Origin of the sequence: Streptomyces sp. NPDC088747, from assembly GCF_044751025.1 — a bacterium.
Taxonomy (GTDB): Bacteria; Actinomycetota; Actinomycetes; order Streptomycetales; family Streptomycetaceae; genus Streptomyces.
In genome coordinates this window covers 114,364-128,174 of sequence record NZ_JBIVKZ010000010.1, presented here as the reverse complement: position 1 = coordinate 128,174, position 13,811 = coordinate 114,364, and the positions used below count along the sequence as shown (strand labels likewise).

At 68.4% G+C, this 13,811-nt stretch carries 13 protein-coding genes; 6 read left to right on the top strand and 7 right to left on the bottom strand.

Annotation, left to right across the window (positions count from 1 at the left end; genetic code table 11):
- The first annotated feature begins 31 nt into the window (after window positions 1-31).
- Together ACIP79_RS23720 and ACIP79_RS23715 are read left to right on the top strand one after the other, a co-directional pair.
- The gene (locus ACIP79_RS23720) at window positions 32-688 is read left to right on the top strand and encodes a hypothetical protein (RefSeq protein WP_401226479.1); all 657 of its coding nucleotides are present in this window, start codon (window positions 32-34) and stop codon (window positions 686-688) included.
- Window positions 679-1,731 (top strand): hypothetical protein, encoded by a 1,053-nt coding sequence (locus tag ACIP79_RS23715; RefSeq protein ID WP_401226477.1) that lies wholly within the window; start codon window positions 679-681, stop codon window positions 1,729-1,731. The genes ACIP79_RS23720 and ACIP79_RS23715 overlap by 10 nt, the downstream gene beginning before the upstream one ends.
- Before the next feature lie 175 nt (window positions 1,732-1,906).
- On the opposite strand, the gene ACIP79_RS23710 is transcribed toward ACIP79_RS23715, so the two are convergent.
- On the bottom strand, window positions 1,907-2,242 hold the full coding sequence (locus ACIP79_RS23710) for a hypothetical protein (protein WP_401226476.1): 336 nt from the start codon (window positions 2,240-2,242) through the stop codon (window positions 1,907-1,909).
- Window positions 2,243-2,515: 273 nt separating this feature from the next.
- On the opposite strand from ACIP79_RS23710, the gene ACIP79_RS23705 reads away from it, so the two are divergent.
- The 3 genes from ACIP79_RS23705 (at window position 2,516) to ACIP79_RS23695 (ending at window position 4,898) form a co-directional block, all read left to right on the top strand.
- Window positions 2,516-3,172 (top strand): hypothetical protein, encoded by a 657-nt coding sequence (locus ACIP79_RS23705; protein WP_401226475.1) that lies wholly within the window; start codon window positions 2,516-2,518, stop codon window positions 3,170-3,172.
- Entirely contained in the window at window positions 3,160-4,215 is a 1,056-nt protein-coding gene (locus tag ACIP79_RS23700; protein ID WP_401226474.1) for a hypothetical protein, read from the top strand. Before ACIP79_RS23705 ends, ACIP79_RS23700 begins: the two co-directional genes overlap by 13 nt.
- 92 nt (window positions 4,216-4,307) lie before the next feature.
- Window positions 4,308-4,898 carry a hypothetical protein gene (locus ACIP79_RS23695; protein ID WP_401226473.1) on the top strand — a complete coding sequence of 197 codons (591 nt, stop codon included), beginning with the start codon at window positions 4,308-4,310 and terminating at the stop codon, window positions 4,896-4,898.
- Between the two features lie 205 nt (window positions 4,899-5,103).
- Here the strand turns inward: ACIP79_RS23695 and ACIP79_RS23690 are convergent, their stop codons facing one another.
- From ACIP79_RS23690 to ACIP79_RS23665, 6 genes are all read right to left on the bottom strand, one after another.
- Window positions 5,104-5,652: a hypothetical protein gene (locus ACIP79_RS23690; protein ID WP_401226472.1), complete on the bottom strand. Its 549-nt coding sequence runs from the start codon at window positions 5,650-5,652 to the stop codon at window positions 5,104-5,106.
- Window positions 5,649-6,347, bottom strand: a complete 699-nt coding sequence (locus tag ACIP79_RS23685; RefSeq protein ID WP_401226470.1) for a hypothetical protein — start codon at window positions 6,345-6,347, stop codon at window positions 5,649-5,651. Before ACIP79_RS23685 ends, ACIP79_RS23690 begins: the two co-directional genes overlap by 4 nt.
- Window positions 6,344-6,916: a hypothetical protein gene (locus ACIP79_RS23680; RefSeq protein WP_401226469.1), complete on the bottom strand. Its 573-nt coding sequence runs from the start codon at window positions 6,914-6,916 to the stop codon at window positions 6,344-6,346. The genes ACIP79_RS23685 and ACIP79_RS23680 overlap by 4 nt, the downstream gene beginning before the upstream one ends.
- Window positions 6,917-6,929: 13 nt before the next feature.
- Window positions 6,930-8,213 carry a WXG100 family type VII secretion target gene (locus ACIP79_RS23675; RefSeq protein WP_401226468.1) on the bottom strand — a complete coding sequence of 428 codons (1,284 nt, stop codon included), beginning with the start codon at window positions 8,211-8,213 and terminating at the stop codon, window positions 6,930-6,932.
- Window positions 8,214-8,215: 2 nt separating this feature from the next.
- The gene (locus tag ACIP79_RS23670) at window positions 8,216-8,527 is read right to left on the bottom strand and encodes a hypothetical protein (protein ID WP_401226467.1); all 312 of its coding nucleotides are present in this window, start codon (window positions 8,525-8,527) and stop codon (window positions 8,216-8,218) included.
- Between the two features lie 129 nt (window positions 8,528-8,656).
- Complete coding sequence (locus ACIP79_RS23665) at window positions 8,657-8,965, bottom strand: WXG100 family type VII secretion target (RefSeq protein WP_383678526.1); 309 nt, start codon at window positions 8,963-8,965, stop codon at window positions 8,657-8,659.
- Between the two features lie 276 nt (window positions 8,966-9,241).
- Here ACIP79_RS23665 and ACIP79_RS23660 point away from each other — a divergent pair, with 276 nt between their 5' ends.
- Window positions 9,242-13,801: an FtsK/SpoIIIE domain-containing protein gene (locus ACIP79_RS23660; protein ID WP_401226465.1), complete on the top strand. Its 4,560-nt coding sequence runs from the start codon at window positions 9,242-9,244 to the stop codon at window positions 13,799-13,801.
- Window positions 13,802-13,811 lie beyond the last annotated feature (10 nt).

Here is a 13,811-nt window from a genome sequence, read left to right as displayed (position 1 = left end):
GACTGCATCTTTGTCTCACGGGGAGTCCACTGTGAAGCGCCGCTCTTTGCCCGTTGCTGTCGCGTTCGCCGCGACCGCGACCCTGCTGCTGGCCTCATGCGGCAGCGGGAACGACAAATCCAGCGACAGCGACAAGATCGCCGGTGCCGACGAGGCCGGTGCCGAGGCGTCGGCTTCGCCGAGCGTGAGCCCGTCGGCGACAGCGGGGCGTCCGAAGATCACACTCGCCAAGGACATGGCGAACGTCTTCGAAGGCGGGCAGACCGGCGACCCGACCAAGGACGCCATCCTGTACGACAACACACAGGCCGTCTCCGCCATGGACGAGGCCATCTACACCCGAAGCCTTCAGAAGCCGTCGTTCGGCACCTACCTGGCGGGCGACGCCGCCAAGGACGCGGCCGTGTGGGTCCAGGGCTTCTTCGACGACGGAATCACCTGGACCGGCAAGGTCCGCTACTACAACCGCGAGATCACTTCGCTGAAGGCCGATACCGCGACGCTGACGTACTGCTCCGACGAGTCGAAGTCGTTCAACAAGGACCTCAAGACCGGCGAGACATCGGGTGCCGTCTCAGATCCTGACGACTACGTGGTCTTCTACAACACGCGCCTCCAGAAGAACTCGAAGGGGATCTGGCAGACGACCGACCTCATCTCGAAGCGGGGAGCGACTCAGTGCCAGTAGTGCGTCGGCACGTCACGGCATTGGCGCTGTCAACAGCGGTGTTGGCCGCCACGGTGCCGGCCGCGTTCGCCGGAGGGGGACGCGGCGGAGGCAACGGAGGCACCGCGGGAGAGGTTCCCGCGGACCCTTCCGGCGGCACCGGCCGACAGAGCATCTACGCGAGCGTCATCCAGTTCGACGAGTCGAAGAACGGCTCCGGGAAAAGTACGGGAACCGTCACTCCCGCAAGCGACTGGACCCCTCCTGCCTGCTGGTACGAGCCGAAGTGGACGCCCGCGGAGTTCGCGGAGGAGTTCCAGAACGAGTGGGACATCCCGCACGCCAGTGGTGTGGGTGAGACGTACAACCTGGCCAAGGACCACTACAAGAACGGCAATCCGTACAAGGACTTCAACGAGTCCGAGACGGGCAAGGGAATGTGGTGGAGCGCGGTCCGCGACAAGGCGCGCGAGGAATCGGGGGATCCGGCCGCCTTCGCCTGTGACACGGCCACCTTCTGGGTGGAGAACGGCGAGAAGCCGGAAGTGGAGAACGCGGTGACCCCCGAGATTCTCGCTCAACTCGCCTACAACCGCATCAGAGTGCCCGACACCGAGGTCACGCTCGCCCCGGAGAACACCACCAAGGTGAACCTCCCGACCTGGGCCTGGCTCGACGCGAACAAGTTCAAGGAGGTCTCGGTCACCGCGTCGCTGAATGCCGGCGGTGTGAACATCCAGGCCACCACCACCGCGAAGCCGGTCTCACTCACACTGAGGCCCGGCACGGTGGACGCCGAGACCTACCCCGCCTCAGGCGAGTGCGCGTTCAACACGGACGGTTCGATCGGCGAGCCCTACGCCAAGGGCAAGGCCGACCGGACACCACCGTGCGGCATCAAGTACCTGCGCTCCTCGGGCGACGGGACGTACAAACTCCAGGCAACCGTCACCTGGGAAGTCACCTGGACAGGAACCGGCGGCGCGGGCGGAGACCTTCCGAACGGCACCTTCGGCGCCGACCAGGAAGTGGCCGTCCAGGAGATCCAGTCCGTCAACCGCTGAGCCCTTCCTCTCCTCGCTCTCCGTAAGTTCACCGGGAACCTTCCCGCGACGGGTTCCGAGGCACGAGACGGCAAGTCCGCAGGGGGGGCTCGATCTCGGAGACCTCGCCCAACTCGATCCGACACAGGCCCGAGGCGATTTCCCTTACTGCGACTCCGCGCCGGGAAGAGCCTTGTCAGACCTCGGGCATCACCCAGTGGACGTGGATGTCGTCGGGGCGGAGCACCGTCGGCACGGTCTGAGACGGGACCGACGCGGAGAGCTCGGGTCGGTCGTCATGCGGGTGGTCGATGTCCTCGTACGCCTTGGCCGCGTTACCCGTGTACTTCGCGAGGTTCTCGATGTCCTTCATCAGCTTCTTGCGGTTCTTCTGCCACGTCTCGGAGAAGTCGTCGAAGACATCCCGCAGCTTGTCGCTGCCGAGATCGTCGCCGTAACCGTCGGCGGGATTGCCGTTCTCCTCGAACTCCCGGTGGATACGGTGCAGCGAGTCCGAGCAATCCTTGTCCATTCCTCCTCCCCTGCACAGGGATGCTCGTCTGTTCAACTCGGGGGTCAGCCTACGAGGTGGGATCCGCCAATCGCGGCGTTCGATAGCTCCTGCGAAGTCAAGCCCGTCTCCGAGCAACACGAACCGGACACATCGTCCGACCGATTTGCTCCGGTAGATTCACAATCGGCTTACCCCTCAGGGCGGTCCGACCTGGCGAGACCGTCGGCCCCACCGATACCGTCACTGTCCAGGATTGACTCGACTGCACATCTGTCTCACGGGGAGCCCACTGTGAAGCGCCGTTCTTTGCCCGTTGCTGCCGCGTTCGCCGCGACGGCAGCCCTGTTGCTGACCGCCTGCGGCGGCGGGGACGACAACACGAAGGGCAACGACAAGATCGCGGGTGCCGACACAGGTGACACGACCGCCTCGGCGTCACCCAGCGCGAGCGCGACGGTGAGCGCCGACCGCCCCGACCTGACCCTGCCCGACGACATCACGGAGACCTTCGAGAGCTGGAAGACCGGCGACGCGACGAAGGACGCGATCCTCGCGGACGCCGGTCGCGCCCAGACGGCGGTCACCTTCGCCGTAACCGAGGGTGACCCCAAGTCCGAGGCGCTTTCCTTCTATCAGGCCGGTACGGCCCTGCCCGGCAGCCAGGACTGGGTGAAGACGATCGTCGACTCCGGGTCCACCTTCACCGGCGCGGTGCGCTATTACGCGCCCGAACTTGAGGTGTTCGACGGGAAGTCGGCCGGGCTCACCTACTGCTCCGACGAGAGCAAGGCGTTCAACAAGAACCGAAAGACGCAGAAGGTCGACAAGGCAGCCGCCGACAACAACTCGTACGTGCTCTACAGCACTCGCCTGGACAGAGATGAGAAGGGCATCTGGCAGACCACCAAGCTCGTATCGGAACGGGGGAACGAAACATGCACGCCCTGACCAGGCGGCGGAACAGGTGGCTGGTCGTCGCCGCGGCGGCGGGGATGTGTGCGCTGACACCGGGCACGGCAATGGCCGGATGGGGTCCTGGTGGCCAGTCGAACGGAGACACGGCTGAAACCGGTGGCGGTCGGTCCGGCAGCGACCTCGTGTCGATGGTCCGCTACAGCGGCAGCTCCACAGGCGGCAGCGGCGGTGGCAAGGGGAACGTCACCCCTGTGGGCGACTGGAATCCGCCCGCCTGCTGGTACGAGCCGCGCACAGCCGCGGACTTCCAGAAGTACGTCGAGGACATGTACACCGAGACCGTCAACACTCCTGGCCAGCACAGCTACGCGAAGACCGCTGTCGGGCAGTTCCGGGAGACGTACAAGGACGGCGAGTACAAGAACTACAACCTCGACGAGGCGGACAAGGGAACGTGGTGGGTCGCCGTGCAGGACCCCGACCGCTGGATGGAACCTGCGGCGCAGCTCTGCAACGAGTCTCCGTTCTGGGTCGTGAACGGTGACACCCCCGATGTCCCCAATGCCGTCACCCCCAACGTGCTCGCCGAACTGGCCTACAACAGGCTGCGACTGCCGGAGACAGAGGTCACTCTCGCGCCCGAGAACACCACGAAGGTGAATCTCCCCACGTGGGCCTGGCTGGACGGAGCGACGTTCAAGGCCGTCGATGTCACCGCGCAGATCAACGTGGGAGGCCTCAACATCCAGGCCACCACGACGGCCAGGCCCATCTCTCTCAAGCTGGAGCCTGGGACGAAGGACGCCGAGACCTACCCGGCCTCAGGTGAGTGCGGGATCAATGACGACGGCTCGATCGGTGAGGCGTACGCCAGGGGGAAGGCCGACGAGACCCCGTCGTGCGGCATCAAATACCTACGGTCGTCAGGGAAGGGCAAGTTCGCGCTCCGGGCCACCGTCACCTGGGAGATCACCTGGACCGGCACGGGTAATCCGGAGCCGGCCCAACTGCCGAACGGCACCTTCGGCGCCGACCAGGAAGTGGTCGTCCAGGAGATCCAGTCCGTCAACCGCTGAGCCCGAACGGCCCGCGTCACGAGGGACATGACACCCACGGCGAACGATTCAGACCTCCTACGCGCTTCCCGTTCCTGAGGGACGAGTTAACAGTGATCTTCCTGGAGACGCATTCAGATCCCGCCGAGTGGCTGCTCATGCCGCTGAGGTGGGACAGCGTCGACGAGCGTCAGGAGTGGGCGCGGACGAGTGCGGACATGCTCTGGCGGCTGCGCGAGAAGCGCCCGAAACGCCGCGAGATCCGCGCGCTGGCGACGCTCCTGGACATGCTGGCCGAGGGCATCCCCGGCCGGATCCCGGCCCACCAGGTCTTTCTGTACGCGCCCGATCCGCGCCGCGTCCCGCTGGCCTTCTACGCCCTCACAGTCCCTGTCGAGGGCGACCGGACTGCTCAGCTCCGCGAGGCGGTGCAGGCCGACCAGGAGAGCCCAGTGCGTCCGGTCGAGGTGGACCCGTTCACCACGAAGCGGCTCGGAGAGGGGCTTCGATCCCTGCGGTACTGGGGCTCCCGCGAAGGCGCGCTGATGATGTCGCTCAACTTCGCCTGGCGCTCCGAGGAGTTCGGGGTCGATCTGTCCCTGCGCACCGTGGCCGATGATCCCGGCTGGCTGGCCGCGCATCTCGAAGAGGCTGACGCCTTCGCGAGGAGTCTGTGGCTGGCCGACGTCGCAGCCCGGGACTAGGCCGCGCCGCGGCACGGCTGTTCGGCTCCGGGACGGCCCCGCGCCACCCCGCCCCGAGCCGGGCCGCATGAGGCACGCCCCGCGCCACCCCGCCCGATGCCGGGCCGCATGAGGCACGCGCCGCGCCACCCCGCCCGATGCCGGGCCGCATGAGGCACGCGCCGCGACTTCCGGGCGGCTGCCCTGCCACGGCCGTCGAGGGCGGTCAGACCCACCGCAGCGACCGCGCCACCGCCCCGCACAACTCCCCCATCGGACCCGCGGTGCCGTACAGCGGTGTGGAGAAGGCCAGGTGCAGGTAGCCCACTCCGCCGGGCATCTCCACGTGGAAGTCCATGGTCGTCTCCGTGACGGCGCGGACCGTTTGGCCTGCCGGTAGATCCACTACGTCGACCTCGGCGTCCCCGTCCCCGCGCTGAGCCAGTGCCTCGGCCAGGTCGCCCGGTGCCGGTGCCAGCCCGCGGGGGGTCTGGGCCAGTGCGACCAGGAGGGAGGCGGGGAGGGCCGATTCGCCCGGTGACTCCGTCTTGAGGAAGAACTCCAACGCGCCCTGGGCGACACCGCTTTCGGCGGTGTTGCGCAGGGTCGTCCAGACACCGCGCGCGACCTCCGCGGGAACCCCGCTTCCCGCGGCCTCCTTGTCCACGAACGTCTTCAGCTGACGGCGCCAGCGGTCGTGCGTGAGATCGACGCGGAACCAGTCGCGGGGGACGAGGAGGCGGTAGTCGGAGGGCGGCGTCCCGGTCGTGGTCACGCTCCGGTCCCGGAGGTGATCAGCGGCGTGCCGTCGGCGTTGAAGAGGCGGATGCTGCTCACGGTGTTGCCGAACATGGTGGAGAAGACGTCCCAGCCGGTCATCGTGGGCGTCGACATCTCCATGACCATGGTGGTGCCGTTGGGGAGGGGGACGTAGACACGGATGTACCCGGTCGGGAACGTGAGGGTCTCGCCCGACTCGGTCAGTTCACCGGTGAGTTTCGACTCCCGGCTGCCGACGCAGGACACAGCCGGCCCGCAGGGCAGTTCGATCCGTGAGACGTCTCCGGTCTCGACTCGGCGCAGGCTGGAGGAGATCTCCGCGACCACACCCGGCACCCCCTCGATGTCCGGACTGTCCACAAGCGAGACGAACAGCGTTGCGGAGCAGGGAGCGCCGTCTACGGCGGTGAGGCAGATCGCCGCGTAGTCGGCTCCGACGGCCAGAAGGTCGTCGACACCGAGGGCGCACATGACCGCGAACCTCGTCCTGTCCTCCTCTGGCGCACCGGGGAGCGCGTTCTCCGCCAGTTCCTCCAGCAGCCGTACGGCCTCGTCGTCGTCCGACTCCTGAATGGGGAGGTCGTGGAAGATCTCCGGCATCACCCAGCGGAGATGGACGTCATCGGCGTGCAGGGCGACGGGTGCGGGGTGGGTGGGTATGAGCGCGGACAGCTCGACCTCGGTCGTCACTGAGCCTGGTCCTTCTCTGGAATGGGGCGGTCAGGAGCCTCGGGGAAGAACTTCCGGGACGTGGCGTACATCCCGTAGTAGGGGTAGAGGCGCGGGATGTCGGCACCGCCTCGGCGGGCGATGCCGGCGATCTTGCGATAGAGCCGGGCCCGACAGCGTGTGTTGCGCAGGGACTTGTCGCGCAGATCGCGCAGTCTCCAGCGGAAGAGCAGTGCCGAAATGCCGAGGAGCAGCAGGCCGTCCACGACGAAGAAGGCGATCTGGAACTGCTGGGACTTCTGAGAGGCGACCAGATCCCAGAAGGGCCAGGCGCCGACCCCGAGGAAGAAGACCGGAATGGCGAACAGGCAGCCCTGGAGACCTGCCTTCCCGGTCTCTTCGCGGCGTTGGAACAGCATCCAGTGCACGGCTCGGTCGTCCAGGAAGTCGAAGCGCACCTCCCTGCCGAACTGTTCGGCGGCCGCTCTGGCCGCGGGAACAGCCGCGATCACCGACGAGGGGACCATTTCATGCGTTGTGCCCTGGTCGTCGACGAACTTTCCGAACTCGAGCGCTTGGTAATCACCCATGAACGGGCTCTCCTTATCCGGTGGGTGCCAGAGCGGCGTGGAACGACGTCGGCGACGGGGCGGGCTGCGGTGTCGGCGACGGGTACTTCGGCCCACCGGAAGGGCTGGGGTTCGGGTTCGGCGCGGGAGTGGGCCTGACGCCACCGGGCGGGGGACTCACCTGATGCGGTGTGTCGTCCGCGGAGACATAGTGCCGCAGTCTCACGACGCCGTGCACAACCGCATTGCCCAGTGCGGCGCCCTTGATGTACCGCGTGACCAGCTCCGGATCGAAGCCTCCCGCCGGGAGCTTCACCTTGGTGACGCCCTTGTTGGTGAGGATCTTGGAGGCCCAGACGACGCCCTTGTTGAAGTTCTTCACGGCGAGGCCGTTGGTGAAGCCTGTCCAGATGCCTCTCTGAGCGACGAGCAGACGCGATCCCTTGGCCGCCGCGGTGAGCCCCTTCAGCGCGCCGAGACCGGGAATGATACCCAGCACGTCGAGGCCGATTTTCAGCAGATCGAGCTTGCCACCGCGGGCGAAGACGTCGTACAGGCGACCCGTCAGGGCTGTTCCGCTCATCGCCGCGGCCAGGGCGACCAGGGCCACGGCGGCCCATCCGCCGGTGAGGACGACAGCCGCCACGAGAGCCAGAACCGCCAGAATCGTGGCAGCAGTGGAGAACCAGTCCGCGTGATCCGCGATCCAGTCCATGATCCCGCCGGGATCCTTGACCCCGTCGTGGTGGATCACGTTCTTTATTCGCCTGGCGGCTTTCCTCGCCGCCTCGTCGCGGATGCTGATGCCGCGCATGATCTTCTTCTGCGCTTCGAGCATCAGCTGCGCGGCATCGTCGGACTTCTTCTGCTGCTTGCTGTGCCGCACCGCGTCGTCGCCGGTCAGGACCTTCCCGGCGAGCGGGTCCAGGACCTTGCCCGCGGCCTTGTGGTCGACCTCCGCGTCGCGGTATTCCTGCAGGCCCCTGTCGGCAAGCCGCTGCGCCCGGTGCAGTTCACCGGCGTACTCCTCCGACTCGCCCTCCGTGACCCGCGTCCCGAGCGCCGACGCGGCCTCGTCATAACGGTCGTACGCCTTCTTCAGACGCCCCGCCGTGTCACCCGCGATCTCGTGGAAGGCGCGGCCCGCGTCGCTGTCCCAGCCGTCCACCGACGCCAACGCCTTGATGTTGCGGGCCTGTTTGTCGATCTCGTCGGCCATGCCGCGCAGCTTCTTGCCGAGCCGTGCCACCTCGTCCGGATCACCTGGCACCGGATCGGAGTCGTACATCGGCGTCCAGTCCTTTGGACGGGGTGTCACCGCTACTTCCCCTTCTTGTCGCTCTTCTTCGCGTCCCGGAGTGCCTGCGCGAGCTCGTGGTCGATGTCCTCGTACGCCTTGGCCGCGTTACCCGTGTACTTCGCGAGGTTCTCGATGTCCTTCATCAGCTTCTTGCGGTTCTTCTGCCACGTCTCGGAGAAGTCGTCGAAGACATCCCGCAGCTTGTCGCTGCCGAGATCGTCGCCGTAGCCGTCGGCGGGATTGCCGTTCTCCTCGAACTCCCGGTGGATACGGTGCAGCGAGTCCGAGCAGTCCTTGATCATGTCGAGGTCGTACCGGGTTCTGTCCGCCACGGGTTCAGACTTCCTGTCCAACGGTCGGGTGGGTACGGCTGCTTCACACGCGCGGCCACACCACGGGTGCGGCAGAACGCCCAACGCGCCCCGCCGCACCCGGGTCGGCCCGCGATCTCGCGGTCCGGACTAGCTGCCCTTGGCGCTCTTCGCGAGCTGGTCGTCCAGGTCCTCGTAGGCCTGCTTGGCCGCGGTCAGGAACTTGGACATGCCCTCAAGTCCCTCCATGGCCTTCTTCGCACCCTTGGTGAAGTCCTTGAAGGACTCCTCGAAGGCCGACGAACCCTTCTGGGTCGTGTAGCCGCCGTTGTCCACGAGCGTCTTGATGCGGTCGTCGATGGTGTCGAGTTCCGTGTGCAGACGGTCCATGTCCTTCAGAAGCTTGCCGGCCTCCTTCTCCATCTCGGCGTAAGTGAGATCTGCGTCCTTCTTGCCCATGACGGCTCCCTCCCGTTCAGATCGCCGCAGGGTCCACCCCCGTGGCTGCGTTGCGCGGATCGCCCCGCCGTCGGACCGCCCTCGGACTGCCGTCCGACTGCCGTCCGCATGAGCAAAGATCCTACGGGTGGGGCTGTTGGGGACACATGGCCTTTCCGTAACAGGATGGTGAGCGGGCGCATATCCCGTTGCTGGGGGGAAGGAAGGGGCGGCTAAGGTCGCTCCAACTGTGTTCAGCGTTCCGGGGGCGGCCTCTGCCCAGCGAGGAGGACGAACGTGCGCTTGAGTCTGACCGTCGTGGACCCCATCGGCGGCGCCAGTGCCGACGTCGTGCTCGACGCCGATCCGGAGACGACGGTCGGTGACATCACCAAGGAGCTGGCCCGGCACGTCGGCCTGGGCGACAGTGCGCAGATCATTCCCATCGGGGCACAACGCGGCCCCGGCGGCGGGGTGGCGCAGGCCTACGTCGACGGCTACGCCCTGGACCCCGGCGCCACCGTCGTCGGATCCCCGCTGCGCGAGGGAGCCGTCGTCAGCCTGCACGACCCGGCCGGCTGTCCGACCGGGGAGCCCACCGGAGTCGTGGAGCTGCGGGTGGCCGGCGGCCCCGCGGCCGGCGCCGTGCACCGGCTGGGGGTCGGGCGGTACGACATCGGCAGCGGCCCCGCCGCACACCTGCGCGTCGATGATCCCGAACTTCCCGCGCGGGCGGCCACGTTGTCGATCGCAATCGACGGAACCTGCCGGATCGCCCTGCACGGAAGCGAGGAGGACAAGAAGGACGTCCGCCTCGACGGCGAGAAGATCGACGGCGACTCCTGGCCGCTCGGCTCCCAACTCGCCCTCGGCAACACCCTGTTGGAGATCGTCGGCTACACCCCGCCGAACGCCGCCCTGAAGTGGTCCGACGACGGCGCCGGTCTCGACTACAACCGGCCCCCGCGGCTGCGCCCGGCCGAGCGGCAGACCCACTTCCGGCTGCCCTCACCGCCCGGAGACTTCGAAGCGCGCCCGCTGCCCTGGCTGATGGCGCTGTTCCCGCTGGTCGGCGCCGTGGTCGCGGCCATGATCTTCCAGCGCTGGTACTACCTGATCATGGCCGGCCTGAGCCCGATCATGCTCTTCGGCAACTACTTCATGGACAAGAAGCACGGCCGCAAGTCGCACGCCAAGCAGTTGAAGGAGTACAAGGAGCACAAGGCGCGGATCGAGAAGGACGCCCAGGAGGCGCTGCGCACCGAGCGGCTCGACCGGCGCCAGGCGATCCCCGACCCCGCCTCCGTGCTGAACTTCGGCACCGGCCCGCGCACCCGGCTGTGGGAGCGGCGCCGCACCGACGCCGACCACCTGGTGATGCGGGTCGGCACCGGCCGGGTCCCGTCCGTGGTCGTGCTCGACGACCCCGAACAGGACGACCACAAGCGCCAGGTCACCTGGGACATCGAGGACGCGCCGGTGTCCCTGTCGCTCAGGGATCTCGGCGTCATCGGCATCGCCGGACCCGGTGACTCGGCCCACGCGCTGGGGCGTTGGGCCGTCGCCCAGGCCGCGGTCCTGCACAGCCCGCTGGACGTGCAGTTCTACGTGCTGACGGAGAACGAGGCGCACACCCGCTGGGACTGGACACGCTGGCTGCCGCACGCGCGCCCGTCCGGCGGCCAGGACGCCAACGTCCTGATCGGCACGGACTCCGAGACCGTCGGCGCCCGCGTCGGCGAACTCACCCAGTTGCTGGACGCGCGCCAGAAGGCCCTCAAGGAGGCGGGCGGTTCCGGCGCCTCCCTCAGTGACGCCGACATCGTCGTCGTATGGGACGGCTCCCGTCGGCTGCGGTCGATGCCGGGTGTCGTACGGCTGTTGCGGGAAGGTCCGGCCGTCGCCATGTACGCGATCTGCCTGGACGAGGAGGAGCGTTTCCTGCCCGGCGAATGCCAGGCCGTGGTCGTCGCCGAGCCCCGGCGGGCCGAGGAACCCTCCGCCGCGGCCGCCGGGTTCACGGCCCCGGCGCCGCCCGCCGCGGGCGGGTTCCCGTCCTTCCACGCCTGGCACCAGACCGCCGAACGGACCGCGCAGGACGCCGGGAAGACGCTCGAACTGCGGTTGCGGGTCGAGCAGAGCGGTCACCGCCGGATGACCGGCGTGCGGCCCGACTTCGTCTCCCCCGCCTGGTGCGTGCGGCTGGCCCGCTCGCTCTCCCCGCTGCGTGACATCAGCGGCGAGACCGAGGACTCCGCGCTGCCGGGCTCCAGCAGGCTGCTCGACGTCCTGCAGCTGGAGCCGCCGACGCGGGACGCGATCGCCGCCCGCTGGCGGATGGGCGGGCAGTCGACGATGGCCGTCGTCGGGGAGTCGTACGACGGTCCCTTCGGCATCGACATCCGGCGGGACGGGCCGCACGGCCTGATCGCCGGTACGACCGGATCCGGAAAGTCGGAGCTGCTCCAGACCATCGTGGCCGCGCTCGCCGTCGCCAACACCCCTGAGAACATGACCTTCGTCCTCGTCGACTACAAGGGCGGTTCGGCGTTCAAGGACTGTGTGAAGCTGCCGCACACGGTGGGCATGGTCACCGACCTCGACGCCCACCTCGTCGAGCGGGCCCTCGAGTCGCTCGGCGCGGAGCTGAAGCGGCGCGAGCACATCCTCGCCGCCGCCGACGCCAAGGACATCGAGGACTACCAGGACCTGGTACGCCGGGACCCCTCGAACCCGCCGGTCCCCCGACTCCTCATCGTCATCGACGAGTTCGCCTCGATGGTGCGCGACCTGCCCGACTTCGTCACCGGCCTGGTCAACATCGCCCAGCGGGGCCGCTCCCTCGGCATCCACCTGCTGCTCGCCACCCAGCGGCCCAGCGGTGTCGTCTCGCCCGAGATCCGCGCCAACACCAACCTGCGGATCGCGCTGCGCGTGACGGACGGCAGCGAGTCCAGCGACGTCATCGACTCGCCCGAGGCCGGCCACATCTCCAAGAGCACGCCTGGTCGCGCGTACGTGCGTCTGGGGCACGCCTCCCTCATCCCCTTCCAGTCCGGCCGCGTCGGCGGACGGCGCCCGGGAGCCGCCGATCCGCGGACCCTCGCGCCGTGGGCGGGCCCCCTCCAGTGGGAGGACCTGGGCCGGGCGGCGCTGGTGAAGCCCAGGGCGGAGGCCCGCCAGGAGGAGGAGATCACCGACCTCAAGGTCCTGGTGGACGCCGTGCGGGAGGCCAACCAGGCGCTGGGGATCCCGGCACAGCACAGCCCCTGGCTGCCCGCCCTGGAGGAGACCCTCCTGCTGGACGCGATCGGACCCGTCCGCGCCGCGGGCGCGCTGCCCGCCGCTCCGTACGGCGTCGAGGACCTGCCGGCCGCCCAGGACCGCCGCCCGGTGGCCGTGGACTTCGCCACCTTCGGACATCTGCTCGTCGGCGGCGCGCCGCGGACAGGCCGCTCGCAGCTGCTGCGGACGATCGCCGGCTCGCTGGCCCGTACGCACTCGGTGGCCGACGTCCACCTGTACGGGATCGACTGCGGCAACGGCGCCCTGAACGCGCTGACCCGGCTGCCGCACTGCGGAGCGGTCGTGGGCCGCAACCAACTGGAGCGCGTGGTACGGCTCTTCGCCCGCCTGAAGGGTGAACTCACGCGCCGCCAGGACCTGTTCGCCGACCAGGGGTACGCCGACATCGGCGAGCAGCGGACCGCCGCGGCCGAGGACGAACGGCTGCCGCACATCATGCTGCTGCTCGACCGCTGGGAGGGCTGGCTGCCCACGCTCGGCGAGTACGACCACGGTGACCTGACCGACCAGCTGATGGCGATGATGCGGGAGGGCGCGAGCGTCGGCATCCACGTGGTGATCACGGGCGACCGGCAGATCCTGTCCGGGCGGATCGGCTCGCTCACCGAGGACAAGTACGGTCTGCGCCTCGCCGACCGGGGCGACTTCTCGATGCTGGACATCAACTCCCGCAAGATTCCCGAGGAGATCCCGCCGGGCCGGGCCTTCCGGAACGAGACGGCCACGGAGACGCAGTTCGCGCTGCTCTCCGAGGACACGACCGGGCAGGGCCAGGCCGCCGCGCTGGTCTCCATCGGCGAGGAGGCCGCCGCCCGTGACGCGGCCGTCCCGCGTTCCCGGCGGCCCTTCAAGGTCGACGTCCTGCCGAGCCGGATCTCCTTCGCCGACGCGTGGGCGATGCGTGACACGGAGACGAGCGCCTCCCCGCTGTGGGCGCTGGTGGGCGTCGGCGGCGACGAACTCACCGCCTTCGGACCCGATCTCGCCGAGGGGACTCCCGCCTTCGTGATCGGCGGCCCCGCCAAGTCCGGCCGCAGCACGATGCTGTTGAACTTCGCCCGCTCCTATCTCGGACAGGGCGTGCGCCTGGTGCTCGCCGCGCCGCGCCAGTCGCCGCTGCGCGAACTGGAGGGCCAGGAAGGCGTCCTGAAGGTCTTCACCGGCCGCGACATCGAGGACGACGACCTTGAGGAGGCCATCGCCTCGGCTTCGCCGGAGCAGCCCATCGCCGTCCTGGTCGACGACGCCGAGGTGCTGGACGACTGCGACGCGGAGGACATCTTCAAGAAGATCCTGCAGAGCGGCGTCGAGGACGGTGTCGCCCTCGTCATCGCCGGTGACGAGGAGGAGATCTGCGACGGGTTCTCCGGCTGGCAGGTCGACGCGAAGAAGGCCCGCCGCGGAATCCTGCTCTCCCCGCAGGACTCCTCCGCGGGCGATCTGATCGGCATCCGTACGACACGGAGCATGGTCGGGGGCCCCATCGCCCCGGGGAAGGGCATGCTGCACCTGGGCAGCGGAGAGCCCGTCACGGTCACCACACCGATGTGACGCTCACCGC

What these genes read in the sequence shown, in the direction of transcription:
- ACIP79_RS23710 (WP_401226476.1), bottom strand. Translation starts at nt 2,242, where the DNA reads ATGGACAAGGATTGCTCGGACTCGCTGCACCGTATCCACCGGGAGTTC.
- ACIP79_RS23700 (WP_401226474.1), top strand. Translation starts at nt 3,160, where the DNA reads ATGCACGCCCTGACCAGGCGGCGGAACAGGTGGCTGGTCGTCGCCGCG.
- ACIP79_RS23665 (WP_383678526.1), bottom strand. Translation starts at nt 8,965, where the DNA reads ATGGGCAAGAAGGACGCAGATCTCACTTACGCCGAGATGGAGAAGGAG.
- ACIP79_RS23680 (WP_401226469.1), bottom strand. Translation starts at nt 6,916, where the DNA reads ATGGGTGATTACCAAGCGCTCGAGTTCGGAAAGTTCGTCGACGACCAG.